Genomic DNA, 17734 nt, shown 5'->3' on the forward strand with positions numbered 1-17734 from the left:
CGTCTCAATGGAAATAACCAAGTGAAATCAGGGACTTACACGGAAAAGAAACATCCACCACAAGGTGAATTTGCGGTTTCTTTTCCGAATTCGGGAATAGAAACTCGAATAGCGACGGTCGCTGACCTCTTCGAATCCCGAAAACAGGCAGCCGAAGCCGCAAAAGTGGCTTTATCGTCGCTTCATCGTTGGATCGCGGGTGATGGAATGCCGGCCTTTAACTCATTGGCGCTGCTGGCTTCTGCCGTCGGGGTGTCGCTCGACTGGATTGCTTCAGGTAGAGGAGAGATGTATCCGAGTGAAGGCTTAACGGGACAAGCGGTAGACGAAAGCATCTACGCTTACGTTCCACTATATGACGCCCGTATCAGCCAGGGGCATGGCGCCTGGAGCGATGGTGCACGCGTTCTGACGATGCTCGCCTTTACTAAGTACAGTCTCACCAAGAAGGGGCTACAAGCCTCACAGCTCGCTGCCGTACGCGTAGATGGCGACTCTAATGAGCCAGTCCTAAAGGATGGGGACACTGTGATGGTCGACCTGTCCCGTAACAGCATCCAGGGTGAGGCCTTCTACGTGATTCGCTTAGACGATCTTCTTTACGCGAAGCGATTACAGCGGCAACTAGATGGGGGAGTGCTGGTCATCAGTGCCAATACGGCCTACCCAGCGATCACCGTACCCGCTGATCGACTTGAGCGATTACAAGTAGTGGGTCGGGTGGTCTGGTCTGGAGGCTGGATGATCTAGACGGAGATGCCAAAAAGCCCGCTAAACGCGGGCTTTTTGGCCTTTATAGAAACTTTCCTGCTTTGCGTTCCGTTTGGCACCATTTCTAATCGCATATCTAGCCTTACCCCTTATGTTTCCTGCCTTGCCCTTCTTCTTCCAGCTTCTTCCCACCAGTTTCCTTTAGTGCCATATCAATCACCCCCTCACACCAGGCGTCTGGCGTTGACGGCCCAGGGTTTCGGCGGGCGTCAGCCGCCGGCACTGGTCAGGTCGACCCAGGTCAATCGCGTGATTGAACGGTTGGGCCTCCTGCAGATCGACTCGGTCAATGCACTGGTTCGTTCACACTACCTTCCGCTGTTTTCGCGCCTGGGTCATTACTCGCCGGAATTGCTCGACCAGGCAGCCTGGAGTCAGGGCCGGCGCCGCACGCTTTTCGAATATTGGGGGCATGAGGCGTCGCTGCTGCCCTTGTCGATGTTCCCCATGATGCGCTGGCGGATGGCGCGGGCAACGCGGGGCGAAGATATCTATCAGCAATTGGCGCGTTTTGGTCGCGATCATCAGGACACCATCCGCCGGGTTCTCGGCTCGGTTCAACAACTCGGCGCGTTGGGCGCAGGCAGTCTTTCGACACGCCAGGAGCGGGCGGGACCATGGTGGGACTGGAGCGAGGAAAAGCACGCGCTGGAATGGTTGTTTGCCGCCGGTGAAGTAACCGTCGCCGGACGGCGCGGATTCGAGCGGCTCTATGACCTGCCGGAGCGGGTCATTCCTGCACCGATCCTCCGCCAGCCGTTACTCTCAGAAGCCGAAGCTCAGCGAGGCCTGTTGAAACACGCAGCGAGTGCTTTGGGAGTGGCGACCGAAAGAGACCTGCGGGACTACTTTCGGCTCAATCCGGTTGATGCTCGCCCGCGACTGGCGGAGCTGGTCGAGGCAGGTGAGTTGCTGACCTGTGAAGTGCAAGGCTGGAAGCAGTCCGCCTACTGTTTGCCGCAGGCGAAGGTGTTGCGCAAGGTCGAAGCCAGCGCGCTGCTATCGCCTTTCGATTCACTGATCTGGGAGCGCAGTCGCACCGAGCGGTTGTTCGATTTTCGCTACCGCCTGGAGATTTACACGCCGCAAGCCAAGCGCGTGTACGGCTATTACGTGTTGCCGTTCCTGCACAACGAACGCATCGCGGCGCGAGTGGATTTGCGCGCCGAGCGGGCATTGGGGCGGTTGGCGGTGCACGCGGTACACGAGGAAGAACCAGGGCTGGATGACCAGGGGATGTTCACACTGGCTTTGAATCTGCAGCGAATGGCCGATTGGTTGGGGCTGGAGCGAGTGCAGTTGAATTGTCAGAGAGAGAGTGCGGGGCGGTTGCGGGTGGCATTGGCCGGGATTGGTTGCGTCTGATGAATAGTCATCGCGAGCAGGCTCACTCCCACATGGATTGGTGTTGAACACAAATCCAATATGGGAGTGAGCCTACTCGCGATAACGATCCGACGATGGCAGCGCGGCGTTTTACCGGCGAACCTGCTTCAAGGTCTCGGCAATCAAAAACGCCAGCTCCAGCGACTGATCAGCATTCATCCGAGGGTCGCAATGGGTGTGGTACCGGTCCGACAACCCGTCCTCGGTAATCGGCCGCGCGCCGCCAATGCATTCGGTCACATTCTGCCCTGTCATCTCGATATGGATCCCGCCGGCGTAACTGCCTTCGGCCTGGTGAACCTGGAAGAACTGCTTCACCTCGCCCAGTATTTGCGCAAAATCCCGGGTCTTGTAGCCGCTGCTGGCCTTGATGGTGTTGCCGTGCATCGGGTCGGAACTCCAGAGCACCTGCTTACCCTCGCGCTGCACGGCGCGGATCAATGCCGGCAGATGGTCGCCGACCTTGTTGGCGCCCATTCGGGCAATCAGGTTCAGGCGACCGGGGTCGTTGTCTGGGTTGAGCACATCAATCAGGCGGACCAGATCGTCGGGGTTCATGCTCGGGCCGACCTTGACCCCGATCGGATTATTCACGCCACGCAGGAACTCGACGTGAGCGCCGTCCAGCTGACGAGTGCGGTCGCCGATCCACAGCATGTGCGCCGAGCAGTCGTAGTAGTCGTTGGTCAAGCTGTCGCGACGTACGAACGCTTCTTCGTAATTGAGCAGCAAGGCTTCGTGCGCGGTGAAGAAACTGGTCTCGCGCAGCTGCGGCGAGCTGTCCATGCCGCAGGCGCGCATGAAGGCAAGGGTTTCATCGATGCGATCGGCCAGGTGGCTGTACTTTTCAGCCAGTGCCGAATTGGCGATGAAGTCCAGGTTCCACTTGTGCACCTGATGCAGGTCGGCAAAACCGCCTTGGGCAAATGCGCGCAGCAGGTTGAGGGTGGCGGTCGACTGGTGGTAGGACTGCAGCAGGCGTTCCGGATCTGGCACGCGGCTCTTTTCGTCGAAGCCGATGCCGTTGACGATATCGCCACGGTAGGCCGGCAAGGTCACGCCGTCGATGGTTTCGTCATTGGCCGAACGGGGTTTGGCGAACTGCCCGGCCATGCGGCCGACCTTGACCACCGGGCAGCCGGCGGCGAAGGTCATGACGATCGCCATTTGCAGCAGCACCTTGAAGGTGTCGCGAATCTTCGCTGCGGAGAACTCTGCAAAACTTTCGGCGCAATCACCGCCCTGCAGTAGAAACGCCCGACCCTGGGTCACTTCGGCAAACTGGCGACGCAACTCCCGCGCTTCACCAGCAAACACCAGCGGCGGATAGCTGGCCAGGGTTTGCTCGACCTGCAGCAAATGTGCTGTGTCGGGGTAGACAGGTTGTTGCTGGATCGGCAGGGCTCGCCAGCTGTCAGGGCTCCAGGGTTGGCTCATCACGGTCTCGGTAGTTTTACGCTCGGATCGTCATGTTATCAGCAATTAGTGCGTGACCTGTTCCCGTTGCTTCGCGGACAATCGCGCCTTTGCAGTCGCATCAGCAGTTCACTGCGCTGCTGTTTCCCATGCTGCAGGCCCGATGACGATCAGGAGACGAAATGACCGAGGAGCGCGTCGAGCATCTGCTCGCCGAGGTACAGGATGAATTCGGTGTGATACGCGTGCTGGAAGTGGCGGATTACCGATTTCTCGAGTTCGGTGACGCCATTGAACAGAGCTGTGTGTTCACTGCCGACCCAAGCTGGCTCGAATACGATTACACCCGCGCGATGCTGATTGGTGCGTTGTGCCATGAGCAGCCGGAAAGTGCGTTGTTCCTGGGGCTGGGCGCCGGTACGCTGACCCAGGCCTGCCTGAAATTCCTGCCACTGGAAGACGTCGAAGCCATCGAACTGCGGCCCGACGTGCCGCGCCTGGCCATCGAATACCTGGGGCTGGATGACGATCCGCGGCTGTATATCCGGGTCGGCGACGCGCTGGAGTTGCTCGATACCGCAGAGCCGGCAGACCTGATTTTTGTCGACCTCTATACCGATGTCGGGCCTGGGGTCGGTCACCTGGCCTGGAGTTTCCTGGAGAACTGTCAGAAACGCCTGAATCCGGGTGGATGGCTGGTGATCAACCAGTGGGCCACCGACGATGGCAAGCCGCTGGGCGCTGCGTTGTTGCGCGGGCTGTATCACCGGCATTACTGGGAGCTGCCGGTGAAGGAGGGCAATGTGATTCTGCTGGTGCCGTCGGAGCTGGATCAGGAGCTGGACATGGATGGCCTGGTGGCCCGGGCCGAAGGGCTGGCGCCACGGTTGGGGTATTCGTTGCAGTCGCTGATCAAGGCGATTCGCCCGGCAACATAAGTCGGCGTCTTTGAGGGCCTCATCGCGGGCAAGCCCTCACAGTCAATACATCCCTCAAAGCCCTTTAAACACGCCGGGCCGCTTCTCGATCATCGACCGCACGCCTTCCTTGGCATCCTCACTGCCCAGCAGCTTCTTCACCAGCGGCGCCAACCCCAGCGCCGCCGCCGTTTCCCCTTCGTAACGCGCCTGGCGGGCCGACATCAGTGTCGCCTGAACCCCAGGCGGTGCCTGCCGGGCGATCCGTTCAGCAAGCTCAAGGGCCCGGGGTAGCAAATCCTCGCTGGCCATGACTTCCTGAACAAGACCTAAGTGCAATGCTTCATGGGCATCGAATTCATCCCCTGTGAGTAACCAGCGCATCGCATTGCCCCAACCCGCGACCTGATGCAGGCGCAAAGTGGCGCCGCCAAACGGGAAGATCCCGCGCTGCACTTCTTTCTGGGCGAAGCGGGTATTGCTGGCGCACAGATTGATATCAGCGGCCAGCATCAATTCGATGCCGATGGTCAGGCAGTAACCTTGGGCGGCGACAATCACTGGTTTGGTCACCCGAGGGCCGGCCAGGATGCCCCATGGGTCGCAGCCACCGGCTGGCGCCTGCCAACCGTCGGCCAAGCCGGCGCTGGCGCTGACCAGGTCGAGTCCGGCGGTGAAGTGGTCGCCATGGCCGAACACCACCGCCACCCGCGCTTCGCCGTCGGCTTCGAATTCGCCATAGGCCAGGCTCAGTTCGTTCAGCAGATCGAGATCGAACGCATTGCGCTTTACCACCCGGTCCAAGCCGATCAACAGCACATGACCACACCGTTCACGGCTGACTCGACTGGAGCAGGGCTGATTCATGGTGCAATTCCTCGGGCAGGAAGGGAGTGGACGCCGGGGGCAGGGCTGAGAGGACGGGTCAGCAGGGTGAACCGTTTTAGCGCCATCTCCAGCAGGGCCGGGCCTTTGAAAAGTAGACCCTGGTTGGATTCTGCGCAAAGCCTTTGACACAATGGCGTATACGTCAGTTTTCCGACAAATAATGCTCCCTTTTTGCCCGAATTCCGGTATAGTGCGCGCCGGCCTTTAACCGGGCCGCGTTTAGGTAGCGCAATTCCCCGAAGTCAGCTTCGGCTGCACGTCCGCACAGCGGACTCTCCCTTGACGAATCTTTTTCATTCATTCGTTTTCGCAAATCCCCGCCGACAAAGCAGCCAGGGCGACTCTTGAGTCTTACACGGCATGCGCAGCTTTGGAGCATGGGTCTTTGCGGATGCACTTAGAGGCAGACCCATGACCCAGGAAACCGGCGGCTTCGCCGCTTTTAATCTTAATCCGAATATCCTTGCAGCCGTCATCGCGACTGGCTACGAAGAACCTTCGGCTATTCAGCAGCAATCGATCCCGATCATCATGGCCGGCCACGACATGATTGGCCAGGCGCAAACCGGTACGGGTAAAACCGCTGCGTTCGCCCTGCCTATCCTGCATTGCATCGATCCTGCCAAGCGCGAGCCGCAAGCCCTGATCCTGGCGCCAACCCGTGAGTTGGCGCTGCAAGTAGCAACCGCTTTCGAAACCTACGCCAAGCAAATGCCGGGCGTTACCGTTGTGGCCGTTTACGGCGGCGCGCCTATGGGCCCACAACTGAAAGCAATCCGTAACGGCGCACAGATCGTTGTCGCCACCCCGGGCCGTCTGTGCGACCACCTGCGTCGCGACGAAAAAGTCCTGTCGACCGTGAACCACCTGGTTCTCGACGAAGCGGACGAAATGCTCAAACTGGGTTTCATGGACGACCTCGAAGTTATCTTCAAGGCCCTGCCTGCAACCCGTCAGACCGTATTGTTCTCGGCAACCTTGCCGCAGTCGATTCGTGCCATTGCCGAACGCCATTTGCGCGATCCGCAACACGTGAAGATCCAGACCAAGACTCAGACCGTTACCGCGATCGAACAGGCTCACCTGTTGGTTCACGCTGACCAGAAGACCTCGGCTGTATTGAGCCTGCTGGAAGTTGAAGATTTCGACGCGCTGATCATGTTCGTGCGCACCAAGCAAGCGACCCTGGACCTGGCCAGCGCCCTGGAAGCCAAAGGCTACAAAGCCGCTGCGCTGAACGGTGACATTGCCCAGAACCAGCGTGAGCGCGTGATCGACTCCCTCAAGGATGGCCGTCTGGACATCGTTGTGGCGACCGACGTTGCCGCTCGTGGCCTGGACGTTCCGCGCATCACTCACGTGTTCAACGTTGACATGCCGTACGATCCAGAGTCCTACGTTCACCGTATCGGCCGTACTGGCCGTGCCGGGCGCGAAGGTCGTGCGTTGCTGCTGGTGACTCCGCGTGAGCGCCGTATGTTGCAAGTGATCGAGCGTGTAACCGGTCAAAAGGTTGCCGAAGTTCGCCTGCCGGACGCCCAAGCTGTTCTCGATGCTCGCATCAAGAAGTTGACCAACAGCCTGTCGCCGCTGGTAGCTGATGCCGAATCGACCCACGGTGATCTGCTCGATCGCCTGACCGCCGACATCGGCTGCACTCCGCGCGCCTTGGCCGCTGCTCTGTTGCGCAAGGCAACCAACGCTCAGGCGTTGACCCTGGCCGCGATCGAGAAAGAACGTCCGCTGGTGCCGAACAATGCACCCCGTGGCGATCGTCCAGAGCGTACCGGTGATCGTCCGGACCGTGGTGATCGTGAGCGTCGCGCTCCGGTTCCATTGGCTGAAGGTCGTGCTCGTTGCCGTACCGCGCTGGGTGCGCGTGATGGTATCGCTGCCAAGAACCTGCTGGGCGCCATCCTGAATGAAGGCGGCCTGGCTCGTGAAGCCATCGGTCGCATCCAGGTGCGTGACAGCTTCAGCCTCGTCGAGCTGCCGGAAGATGGTCTGGAAAAACTCCTGACCAAACTGAAGGACACTCGCGTTGCCGGCAAGCAGTTGAAGCTGCGTCGCTATCGCGAAGATTGATCGGCCCCTGGGTTGATTGATCGAACATAAAAAATCCCCGACTGGTTCGGGGATTTTTTTTTGCCTGCGATTTGTTGTCGCCTAGTGTTTGGTCGGCCACTGACCCCTGTGGGAGCGAGCAAGCCCACAAAGGTGAGTGGCTACAAGGGGAGGCTACTCGGTTGTTTGGCCACCGCCTGCCGTTACCACCTGCACGCTCATGCGCGGCGTTGCCAGATCCAGGCCTGCTTCATCCAGATGGCGTTTGAGCGACAGGTTGAACGCCCTGGACACTTCCCACTGCTTGATCGGCGCCGTCTTGAACCGGGCGCGCAGGATCGCATTGCCTGACTCGAAACTTTCGACGCCCTGGATCTCCAGTGGAGACCAGATGTTACGCCGCTGCAGCGGGTCGTTGCGCATTTTCTGGCCGACGTCACGCATCAGTTTGATCGCTTCGTCGATGTCCATGCTGGACGGCACCGCCACCCGGAAAATCGCGTAGCCGAACTCCCGGGAGTAGTTCTTGATGCTTTTGATTTCACTGAACGGGATGGTGTGGACGATACCGTCGATATCCCGCAGGCGTACCGTGCGGATGGTCAGCCCTTCGACGGTACCCAAGTGCCCGCCAACGTCTACATAGTCATCGATGGCCAGTGAGTCTTCTATGATGATAAAAAGGCCGGTTATCAGGTCGGCGACCAGGGATTGCGCGCCGAAACCGATGGCGAGGCCGATCACGCCGGCACCCGCCAGCAGCGGTGTGACGTTCATGCCCATATTCGCCAGGGCGACGATCAGCGCGATGATGAAAATGGCCACGAACAGCACGTTGCGAATCAGCGGCATCATGGTCTGCGCGCGGGCATTGGCCAGGCCTTTGCGCGAGCGGGTGAGGGCGTGGTGTACCGCAGTGTCACTGAGAATCCAGATCAGCCAGGCGAAAATCAGCGTACCGGAAAGACTCAGCAACTTGACGCTGACTTCATGCCCTTCGCCCTCGGTGAAGGCGATCAACGACATACCCCAAACGCGCAGGCCGAGTTCAATGAACGCTAGCCAGACCACCAGATGCGCCAGGGTATAGAAGAAGTTTTTCAGGCGGTCCGAATACAGCGCATGGCGCTTCACCCCGCGTTGCGGCTTGAGCGAGTGGCGCCGCACCAGGCCGTTGATCACCATGCACAACACCAGCAGCACGGTGCAGATCAGTGACTGGCGCAAAGCGGTGCTGGTGTCGCCGGCGGAAACAAAAGTGGCGAATAGGGAGATTGCCACCAGCACCAACGCCGGCACATACCAGAAGGTGCCGAGGATATCGATGCTGTCGCTGAGTGCGCGGCGGGTCAGGCGTCGGGACAACGGTTGGTTGCGGATCAGGTGGGCGATGGGGCGGCGGAAACGCAAGATGAACAGGCCCGTGGACAGCGCCCCCAGGACATTGGCGACTGTCGCCGCGGTGTGCGCCAGATGGCTGCCGAGGCTTTCGACCAGGCGCGGGTCGCTCAATGCCTCGCCGAACGCGGCGAAACTGCCGATCAGCCACAGCGGCCGGAAGGCCTGATGGCGCAAGATATACAAGGCGCGGTGCCGATGCGGGCCGTCCAGCACCGAAAAGGCGATCACGCAGATAGCCGAGAAGCAGGTGCCCACCACCAGTGCATAGGCAAGGACCATGGCCAGGCTTTTGCCCAGTGACGACGGCAGGGCGTAGGTCATGTAGACGGTCATGATCAGGGCGACCAGCCAGGGCCCAAGTTTGCGCAGCGCGAAGCGCAACATATCCAGCGCCTTTGGGTGCTGCGGCAGCTCTTCAGTCAGGCCGAAGCGCATGCGCACGCGGTGGCCGAGCCAGATCAGCACGGCGGCAAGCAGGCTCCAGACCATCAGGATCATGGCAAAGGCGAAGATGATCGGAAGCCACTCGTTGGCTGGCAGGATCAAGGCTTGCAGTTCGTCCTTGGCCAAGTCGTATTCTTCTGACCAGCGTGTGATCGGGCTGTCGGCTCCGGAAAACTGCTTCTCGAAACTGGCCAATGTGCCGCCGATCAATCCAAGTACCCCCTGTTCCGCGGCGGGCTGGGCTTGCTTGGTGGCATCGCGGAGTTTCTTCAGGTCTGCGAGTAACTTGCTGCGTTGCTGGTCATTCTCCAGCGACTTGATGACTTCGTCCAGGGACTGTCCGAGCGGCGCTTGCGCCTCCGGCTGGGGTTTCGCCGAGCCGCTGATCAGCCCAGGCAGGCCGACCGCCTCGGCTGGCGCCAGCGGTAGTAGCGTCATGAGGCAGACGAGGAGGAAATACGGCAGGGCAAAAAGACGAACGAACACTAGGCGGTCAACCTTGGGGGATCAGATTGGCCGAGTGTACGAGCCCGCCAAAATCAATGCGAGTCGGGGCGAGTATTTATTCGTTGAGTTTGGCGAGGATTTTGAATACCACGGTGCCAAGGATCGTCAGCATGCCAATCCACATCGCGAACACGCCGGCGTTCTTGTCGCGGAAATTGAAGCCGATGGCCAGCAGGATCATTCCGCTGAGGATCGGGATCAGCATGGCGTGGAACGACTGGATTGTGATCATCAGCGACTGCCTTGTCGAAAGGGTTACTTTGATTTTAGGTGGCTTTTACGAAACTGAAAACAATCATGAGGGCGGCGCGATTGTTGTGGCGAGGGCGCTTGTCGGATGCGGCGATCCGGCAAGCTCCCTCGCCACGGGGTGGGGGTGGATCAGGGCATCTCGTGACTGGCGTAGAACGCGCTCAGCACCTTCACTAGGTGCGCCAGGTCATGGCTGCCGCACAACTCGCGGATCGAGTGCATGGCAAATGTCGGCAAGCCGATGTCGACGGTGCGTACGCCCAGATGGCTGGCGGTGATCGGGCCGATGGTTGAGCCGCAGCCCATGTCGCTGCGCACCACGAAGCTTTGCACTGGCACTTCTTCAGCCATGCACAGGTGGCGGAAGAACCCGGCGGTTTCGCTATTGGTGGCGTAGCGCTGGTTGCTGTTAACCTTGATTACCGGGCCAGCGTTGAGTTTCGGGCCGTGGTTGGCATCGTGCTTGTCCGCATAGTTGGGGTGCACGCCATGGGCGTTGTCGGCCGATACCAGAAGGGACTTCTGGATGGTACGGACAAACTCGTCACCCTCTGGTAGCAAGCGGCGCAACGTTTGCTCGAGCATTGGGCCATCGGCACCACAGGCCGAGCAGGAGCCGACTTCTTCGTGGTCGTTGGCAACCAGCACGCAGGTTTCATCGGTTTCGGCGGTGAGCAGCGCCTGCAGGCCGGCATAGCACGACAGCAGGTTGTCCAGGCGTGCGCCGGCAATGAAATCGCCATGCAGGCCGATGATCGAAGCGCCTTGGGTGTCGTAGAAGCTCAGCTCATAGTCGAGCACTACGTCGGCATTCAAGCCGTGCTCCAGGGCCAGTTGGTTGGTGAGTACTGCGCGAAAATCCACGCGCTCGTCACCGGCAAACTGCGCGAGGATCGGCGGCAGTTCGGTCTGGGCATTGATCGCCCAGCCCATGTTGGCTTCACGATTGAGGTGAATGGCCAGGTTGGGAATGACTGCGATCGGCAGCTTGAAATCGATCAACTGGCTCTCGACCTTGCCGTCGCGGCGGAAGGTCACCCGGCCGGCCAGTGACAGGTCGCGGTCAAACCAGGGGGCTAGCAGGGCGCCACCATAAACTTCCACGCCCAACTGCCAGAAACCCTGGCGCTGCAGTTCCGGCTGCGGCTTGACGCGCAGGCACGGGCTGTCGGTGTGCGCACCCACCAGGCGGATGCCGTTGTTGAGCGGGGAGTGACGGCCCATCTTGATCGCCACAATCGAAGAGTCGTTGCGGGTGACGTAGTAGCGACCGTTCGCTTCGGTGCTCCAGGACTCGCGCTCGTCAAGGCGCTGGTAGCCTGCCGCTTCCAGGCGTTGTACAAGGCTGGCAGTGGCATGAAAGGGGGTAGGGGAGGCCTTGAGGAAGTCGATCAGGCCTTGGTTCAACTCTTCGCGCATAAAAAGCTCCAGACAGCAGTGGCGCCAGTTTAACGTATTGGACCTGGCTTGTGCTTACGGCGCGGGTCCCTGTGGGAGCAGGCAGCAGCCTAGAACGGCGCGGGACACTCGAAGCGCAGGCGTTCGCCGGTTTGCGGGTGGGTGAAGCTCAGCATGCTGGCGTGCAGGCATAGCCTCGGCCAGGCGGCCAGTGCTTGTTCGTGGGCATAAAGCCCATCACCCAGCAATGGGTGGCCGATGGAGAGCATATGCACGCGTAGTTGATGGGAGCGCCCGGTGATAGGTGTCAGTTCGACCCGGCACCCGTCACCGCAGCGTTCCAGCACGCGCCAGAACGTCAGCGCATGTTTGCCGAATTCATGATCCACTACATGCCGGGGTTTGGTCGGAGGGTCGTAGCGCAGTGGCAAGTCGATGCTGCCACTGTCCAGTTCGGGCTGGCCCCAGCAGAGGGCGGTGTAGGCTTTTTCCGTTTCGCGGTCGTGGAACTGCCGGGACAGTTCGCGATGAGTATCCGGGTCACGGGCCAGCAGGATGATGCCGGACGTTTCCCAATCCAGCCGGTGGACGATGCGCGCCTCGGGGTAGCCATTTTCTTGCAGGCGGGTGATCAGGCAGTCCTTGTTATCATCGGCCCGGCCGGGGACGGAGAGCAGCAAGGTCGGTTTGTTCACCACCAGGACGGCAGCGTCCTGATGAATGATCTGGATGTTGGACAGCGGCATTAAAACAGCCTCGTAACAAACGCCAACGGCGACTCAGGCCCTCAGTGCCCAATGTAGGAGCTGCCGCAGGCTGCGATCTTTTGATTTTGCTTTAAGAACAAGATCAAAAGATCGCAGCCTGCCGCAGCTCCTGCAAAAGCTCCCGAAGGGCCCAAGCCGCCGTGGCTCCAGCCGGATCGACTCAGCGATCGGGCAGGGTGATATTGAGTTCCAGAATCGAGCAGCTGCCCTGGTTTTCCAGAGCGACATGCACGTCATCGGACCCGATATTGACGTACTTGCGGATCACCTCCACCAGTTCCTTTTGCAAGGCTGGCAGGTAGTCCGGTGTACTGCGTTGGCCGCGCTCATGCGCCACGATGATCTGCAGACGCTCTTTCGCTACCGAGGCTGTGCTTGGCTTCTTGTTGGCACGAAAGAAGTCAAAAATGTTCATTACCTACCTCCAAACAGGCGCTCGAAGAATCCCTTCTTCGTGACATCGAGAAAACGATGCTCCAAGGTTTTGCCCAGCAGACGATCGACGGCATCGCTGTATGCCTGGCCGGCGTCGCTCTGGTCGTCGAGAATCACGGGTACACCCGAGTTGGAGGCCTTGAGCACAGCCTGGGATTCCGGAATCACGCCCAGCAGGGTGACAGACAGGATTTCCTTGACGTCCTCGACGCCAAGCATTTCACCATCATTCACGCGTTGCGGGTTGTAGCGGGTCAGCAGCAGGTGTTCCTTGATCGGGTCCTCGCCCCTTTCAGCACGACGCGACTTGCTGGCAAGCAGGCCCAACATGCGATCCGAGTCACGTACCGAGGACACTTCCGGGTTGGTGACGATGATCGCTTCATCAGCGAAGTACATCGCCAGGTGAGCGCCTTTCTCAATGCCTGCCGGGGAGTCGCAGACCACGAATTCGAAGTCTTCCTTCAACGCCATCAGGACTTTTTCCACGCCTTCGACGGTCAGCGCGTCTTTGTCGCGGGTCTGGCTGGCGGCCAGTACGTAAAGGTTTTCCAGGCGCTTGTCTTTGATCAGGGCCTGCTGCAGGTTGGCTTCGCCGTTGACCACGTTGACGAAGTCATACACCACGCGGCGCTCGCAACCCATGATCAGGTCGAGGTTACGCAGGCCCACGTCGAAGTCGACGATAACTGTCTTGTGGCCGCGCAGTGCGAGGCCGGTACCGATAGCGGCACTGGTGGTGGTCTTACCCACACCACCCTTGCCGGATGTAACCACGAGAATCTTGGCCAAGGTGTTTCACCCCTAAGGAAAAAGGACATTTAGCCCCTGAAAAAACATCTCTGGAAAACTACTGCAGTCGGACAGCCTTGGCTGGAATCTGGCCCTGAACGGCACTTACCTTCGGTAAACACTGCTTTCTGGCCTTTTTCCGACTTCGTTCAAGCCGTTTTCGCTACGTTTTAGAGATGCTTGGAAAATGCGGCAGTATCCGTTAAAGCCGAATGATGTTCAACACATCGCCCGACAGGCTGACCTGTACGCCCGAACCCCATAAAGGGTCGCGCCGCAGGTCCTCCGAAACCTTGTAGTGGCCTGCAATGGAGACCAGTTCAGCGCTCATCTGCTGACAGAAGATCCTGGCCTTGGTATCGCCTTTTACCCCGGCCAGCACGCGACCGCGCATCGGGCCGTATACATGGATGTTGCCATCGGCGAGAAGTTCCGCTCCCGGGCTGACGGAGGAGATCACCACCAGGTCGCAGCCTTGGGCATAGATCTGCTGGCCACCGCGCACGGGGGAGGTGATGATTTTGGTCGGCTTGATCGTCGGCTCCGGCGGTTTTTCCGGTTTTTTTACGACAACGCCTTCATTCGGGTCCAGTGCTCGCTCACGGGCGCCGGACGGTGGCAGCACCGGCAGATCGACGGCGATGGCCGCGGCGATGTCCTCAATGCGACTGGCGCGGATCGCCAGGGTGCGCAGGCCGTGCTGGCGGCAAACACGCATCAGGCCCGGCAGATCAACGGCACCTTCGCCCGGTGGAAGTTTGTCCAGCGCCAACACCAGTGGCGCGTTGCTGAAGAAGTTAGGCGCCTGGGCGACCTTGGCGGCCAGTTGTCGATCGAGGTTCTCGAGGTCGTTACGGGCCAGTTCCAGCACCGTAATGGCGAGCATGCTGCCCTTCAACTGGAACACGGGATCTTTGTCTAGCGGTTCGGTTTGGCTCATGGTCGGCATACAACGACTTGTCACTAAAAGTGCCGAGACTTATAACGAGAACGCCCGCGAGCCGCAAGCCGGGTCTAACGATGTAGAATGCGCGGCCATTGTCTTGACGGAACCTTTAATGGATCGCCCGCGTTTTCGAAGAGCATTTCTTTCCCCGCGTTTCTGGCCGCTGTGGTGTGGTCTGGGGCTATTGTGGCTGATTGTCCAGCTGCCTTATCCGGCGTTGCTGTCCATCGGTCGCGTGCTGGGCGCAGTCATGTATCGCCTGGCCGGCGACAGACGGCGCATCGCCAAGCGCAATCTCGAACTGTGTTTCCCGGAAAAATCTGCGGCTGAGCGCAAACACCTGCTCAGGGAGAATTTCGCCTCTACCGGCATCGCCTTCTTCGAAATGGCTATGAGCTGGTGGTGGTCCCGCGAGCGGCTGGCGAAGCTGGCCCATGTCGAAGGCCTGGAGCATCTGCAAAAAGCCCAGCGCGAAGGCAAGGGCGTGATCCTGATGGCCGTGCATTTCACTACGCTGGAGATCGGTGCGGCCTTGCTCGGCCAGCAGCACACCATCGATGGCATGTACCGCGAGCACAAGAACCCGCTATTCGATTACATCCAGCGCCGCGGTCGCGAGCGCCACAACCTCGATTCCCTGGCAGTGGAGCGTGACGACGTGCGCGGCATGCTCAAACTGCTGCGGGCCGGGAGAGCGATCTGGTATGCACCGGATCAGGACTACGGCGCGAAGCAAAGCATCTTCGTGCCGCTGTTTGGCATTCAGGCGGCCACCGTGACGGCCACCAGCAAATTCGCGCGGCTGGGCAAGGCGCTGGTGGTGCCGTTCACCCAGGAGCGCCTGGCGGACGGCAGCGGCTATCGCCTGATGATCCATGCACCGCTTGAAGGCTTCCCCGGCGAGACAGAGGAAGGCGACTGCGTTCGCATCAATCAGTGGGTTGAAGGGGTGCTGCGCGAATGTCCGCAGCAATACCTGTGGGCTCATCGCCGCTTCAAGAGCCGCCCACCCGGTGAACCCAAGCTGTACGCCAAACGCGGTTGAACCACGATCCCACGTAGGAACGGATTACCAACAAGTACCCTGGAGCGCTGCGATGAGTCCCGTTGAACCGGTTACAGGCTTGATTCTTTCCGGCGGTGGGGCTCGGGCGGCCTATCAGGTGGGTGTGCTGGCGGCGATCGCCGAGCTGCTGCCCAAGGGGGCGAACAATCCATTTCCAGTCATCGTTGGCACCTCGGCGGGTGCGATCAATGCGGTCAGCCTGGCCAGTGGCGCACTGGATTTCCGTGGCGCCATTGAACGCCTGACGGCGTTCTGGCAAGGCTTTCGCAGTCATATGGTGTTGCGCAGCGATTGGCCAGGCGTGATTCATCAAGCCAGCCGCTTTGTTGCGCACAGCCTGCTGGGGATCGGTGCCCAAGTGCCGGTGGCCTTGCTCAACAGCTCGCCATTGCGCGGGCTGCTCGACGACAAACTGCAGTTGTCGGGGATCGCCGAAGCCATCGCACACAAGCAGTTGCAGGCTGTCGCGGTCACCGCGTTCGGCTATGAGTCCGGTCAGGCGGTCACGTTCTATCAAGGCGGGGGCACCATCGACGCCTGGTTACGCCATCGGCGCATCGGCGTGCCCACGCAACTGACTATTGAGCACCTGCTCGCCAGTTCCGCCATTCCGCTGTTGTTCGCTCCGGTGAAAATCGGTGAAGAGTATTTCGGCGACGGCGCGGTACGCCAATCGGCCCCCATCAGTCCGGCCCTGCACCTGGGGGCCAGCCGCGTGCTGGTGGTGGGGGTCAGCGGCAACCCGCGCGGTGTCGACCCCGAGCAGCCGCTGCAACGCGCCTACACCGGCCAGCAGCCGACGCTGGCGCAGATCGGCGGGCACATGCTCAACAGTACGTTCATCGACAGCCTGGAAAGTGACATTGAGCTGCTGCAGCGTCTGAACCAGTTTAGCCACCTGATGCCCGACGGTACACCCACCCGTGCACTCGGAGTGGCGCCGGTGGAGGTGTTGGTGATTTCCCCGAGCCAGCCGATCGATGAGATTGCGGCGCGGCATCGCCAGGAATTACCGGCGGCATTGCGCTTGTTCCTGCGCGGACCGGGGGCGACCAAGACGAGTGGAGCGGGGGTGTTGAGCTATCTGCTGTTCGAGTCGGGATACTGCAGCGAGTTGATTGAGCTGGGGCGGCGGGATGCGTTAGCCAAGCGCGGAGAGGTGTGTCGTTTTTTGGGGTTGCTGTAGGAGCGAGCTTGCTCGCGATGGACGTTAACGATGACGCTGGGAGCCTGACACCCCGTGGCGCTCTCTGGTCCATCGCGAGCAAGCTCGCTCCTACAAAATCAGAAGTGAACCTTGACCAGGAAGCTGGTCACGCTCTGATCGGTTTTGAAGCCCTGGCTGTCTTCGATACCGTACTTGTTTTTCCAGTAGTCATACTCGACACCAACGTACAACTGCTTGGCACCCAGGTTCAGCGCCTTGCCCAGGTCGTACTTGACCTGCGGGTTGAAGTGCAGGTTGGCGTGATAGTCACCCTTGGAATTGGAATCGTTGTCCATCACCCAATCCATGTAACCGTCGATCAGGATGCTGGAATCGCCGACGGGAATGGTGTAGGACCAGACCGGGGTCACCTGCCAGACGTTATCACCGGCGCGCGAGCCCTCGGTGTGGCGCTGGTAGAAGTTGAGCTGGAAGTAGTCGAAGCCGGGGATCGCCAGGTCAAAGCCCGGGCCGACCAGGTAGGACTCGGTGTCGCCTTCGCCGAACTCGTAGGTCATCGCCAGCAGCACGTCCTTGATCGGGCCGAACTCGACCTTCTGGTCCAGGACCTTGCCCAGGGAAATGCGCGGCTGAAACTCGCCGTAGTAGGTGTTCGGACCATTGTTGAAGTCCTTGTCCCCGTTGTAGAAGATCTTGTCGACGAAGAAGAAGTTATCCCCATATTTCCAGCCATCAGCATGTTCGAAGGTGACCGTCTGCTGGATCGCCGGGTTGACCTTGAAGTCTTTGCCGTACAGGTAACTCAGGCTGTTGTTCTGCCACTGCAGCAAGTCGCCGGCCAGCGCCTGGCCCCCAACCAGCATGGAGCCGGCAAGCATCAGGCTTGTGTACATACGTTTCATTCGGTTGCTCCCAAAAAGTAGGTGTTCCACGTTTTTCTTCTAAATTGGCGCTCTGGTGTGGCGCCTTTTTCTGTTGCTGTAAAAATCATCCAATCGGTCAGCTTTAGTGCTGTTAGCAAGAGCTGAGCCAAGGCTTTCAAAAAGCACAAAAACTCCCGTTCGGCAGCTCAAGAGCAGTCGATTGAGAGGGGTTTTGGAATGCCTTGATACTGGC

17 protein-coding genes are annotated in these 17734 nt (G+C 59.9%); 6 read left to right on the forward strand and 11 right to left on the reverse strand.

What is annotated here, in order from left to right; all coding sequences use genetic code 11:
- Positions 1 to 21 precede the first annotated feature (21 nt).
- Together L9059_RS30730 and L9059_RS13610 are read left to right on the forward strand one after the other, a co-directional pair.
- A complete protein-coding gene (locus L9059_RS30730) occupies positions 22 to 750 on the forward strand; it encodes a S24 family peptidase (protein ID WP_205892952.1) in 729 nt (242 codons plus the stop codon).
- Between the two features lie 165 nt (positions 751 to 915).
- Positions 916 to 2136, forward strand: a complete 1221-nt coding sequence (locus L9059_RS13610; protein WP_247291551.1) for a winged helix-turn-helix domain-containing protein — start codon at positions 916 to 918, stop codon at positions 2134 to 2136.
- A 111-nt stretch (positions 2137 to 2247) separates the two neighbouring features.
- On the opposite strand, the gene L9059_RS13615 is transcribed toward L9059_RS13610, so the two are convergent.
- Entirely contained in the window at positions 2248 to 3594 is a 1347-nt protein-coding gene (locus L9059_RS13615) for a class II 3-deoxy-7-phosphoheptulonate synthase (RefSeq protein ID WP_247291552.1), read from the reverse strand.
- Positions 3595 to 3755: 161 nt separating this feature from the next.
- Here L9059_RS13615 and L9059_RS13620 point away from each other — a divergent pair, with 161 nt between their 5' ends.
- Positions 3756 to 4511, forward strand: a complete 756-nt coding sequence (locus L9059_RS13620) for a spermidine synthase (protein ID WP_008040534.1) — start codon at positions 3756 to 3758, stop codon at positions 4509 to 4511.
- 54 nt (positions 4512 to 4565) lie between these two features.
- On the opposite strand, the gene L9059_RS13625 is transcribed toward L9059_RS13620, so the two are convergent.
- Positions 4566 to 5357, reverse strand: coding sequence for a crotonase/enoyl-CoA hydratase family protein (locus tag L9059_RS13625; protein WP_247291553.1), 792 nt, complete (start codon positions 5355 to 5357; stop codon positions 4566 to 4568).
- 432 nt (positions 5358 to 5789) lie between these two features.
- Between L9059_RS13625 and L9059_RS13630 the strand changes: the two genes are divergently transcribed.
- Positions 5790 to 7463, forward strand: coding sequence for a DEAD/DEAH box helicase (locus tag L9059_RS13630; RefSeq protein ID WP_247291554.1), 1674 nt, complete (start codon positions 5790 to 5792; stop codon positions 7461 to 7463).
- A 153-nt stretch (positions 7464 to 7616) separates the two neighbouring features.
- Here L9059_RS13630 and L9059_RS13635 read toward each other — a convergent pair whose 3' ends face one another.
- From L9059_RS13635 to minC, 7 genes are all read right to left on the reverse strand, one after another.
- A complete protein-coding gene (locus L9059_RS13635) occupies positions 7617 to 9773 on the reverse strand; it encodes a mechanosensitive ion channel domain-containing protein (protein WP_247291555.1) in 2157 nt (718 codons plus the stop codon).
- A gap of 76 nt (positions 9774 to 9849) precedes the next feature.
- Entirely contained in the window at positions 9850 to 10026 is a 177-nt protein-coding gene (locus L9059_RS13640) for a hypothetical protein (protein ID WP_247291556.1), read from the reverse strand.
- A gap of 149 nt (positions 10027 to 10175) precedes the next feature.
- Entirely contained in the window at positions 10176 to 11465 is a 1290-nt protein-coding gene (locus tag L9059_RS13645) for a M18 family aminopeptidase (protein ID WP_247291557.1), read from the reverse strand.
- 89 nt (positions 11466 to 11554) lie between these two features.
- A complete protein-coding gene (locus L9059_RS13650) occupies positions 11555 to 12190 on the reverse strand; it encodes an RluA family pseudouridine synthase (RefSeq protein WP_247291558.1) in 636 nt (211 codons plus the stop codon).
- A gap of 181 nt (positions 12191 to 12371) precedes the next feature.
- The gene (gene minE / locus L9059_RS13655) at positions 12372 to 12626 is read right to left on the reverse strand and encodes a cell division topological specificity factor MinE (protein WP_007944431.1); all 255 of its coding nucleotides are present in this window, start codon (positions 12624 to 12626) and stop codon (positions 12372 to 12374) included.
- Complete coding sequence (minD, locus tag L9059_RS13660; RefSeq protein ID WP_247291559.1) at positions 12626 to 13438, reverse strand: septum site-determining protein MinD; 813 nt, start codon at positions 13436 to 13438, stop codon at positions 12626 to 12628. The genes minE and minD overlap by 1 nt, the downstream gene beginning before the upstream one ends.
- A 202-nt stretch (positions 13439 to 13640) precedes the next feature.
- Positions 13641 to 14378 carry a septum site-determining protein MinC gene (gene minC, locus L9059_RS13665; protein ID WP_045060241.1) on the reverse strand — a complete coding sequence of 246 codons (738 nt, stop codon included), beginning with the start codon at positions 14376 to 14378 and terminating at the stop codon, positions 13641 to 13643.
- 118 nt (positions 14379 to 14496) lie between these two features.
- Here minC and L9059_RS13670 point away from each other — a divergent pair, with 118 nt between their 5' ends.
- Together L9059_RS13670 and L9059_RS13675 are read left to right on the forward strand one after the other, a co-directional pair.
- The gene (locus L9059_RS13670; protein ID WP_247291560.1) at positions 14497 to 15429 is read left to right on the forward strand and encodes a lipid A biosynthesis lauroyl acyltransferase; all 933 of its coding nucleotides are present in this window, start codon (positions 14497 to 14499) and stop codon (positions 15427 to 15429) included.
- Positions 15430 to 15481: 52 nt separating this feature from the next.
- Entirely contained in the window at positions 15482 to 16636 is a 1155-nt protein-coding gene (locus tag L9059_RS13675; RefSeq protein ID WP_247291561.1) for a patatin-like phospholipase family protein, read from the forward strand.
- A 98-nt stretch (positions 16637 to 16734) separates the two neighbouring features.
- Here the strand turns inward: L9059_RS13675 and L9059_RS13685 are convergent, their stop codons facing one another.
- The gene (locus tag L9059_RS13685; protein WP_247291562.1) at positions 16735 to 17520 is read right to left on the reverse strand and encodes an outer membrane protein OmpK; all 786 of its coding nucleotides are present in this window, start codon (positions 17518 to 17520) and stop codon (positions 16735 to 16737) included.
- A complete protein-coding gene (locus tag L9059_RS13690; protein ID WP_247291563.1) occupies positions 17517 to 17660 on the reverse strand; it encodes a hypothetical protein in 144 nt (47 codons plus the stop codon). The genes L9059_RS13685 and L9059_RS13690 overlap by 4 nt, the downstream gene beginning before the upstream one ends.
- Between the last annotated feature and the right edge of the window lie 74 nt (positions 17661 to 17734).

Origin of the sequence: Pseudomonas violetae (genome assembly GCF_023072615.1) — a bacterium.
Classification (GTDB): Bacteria; Pseudomonadota; Gammaproteobacteria; order Pseudomonadales; family Pseudomonadaceae; genus Aquipseudomonas; species Aquipseudomonas violetae.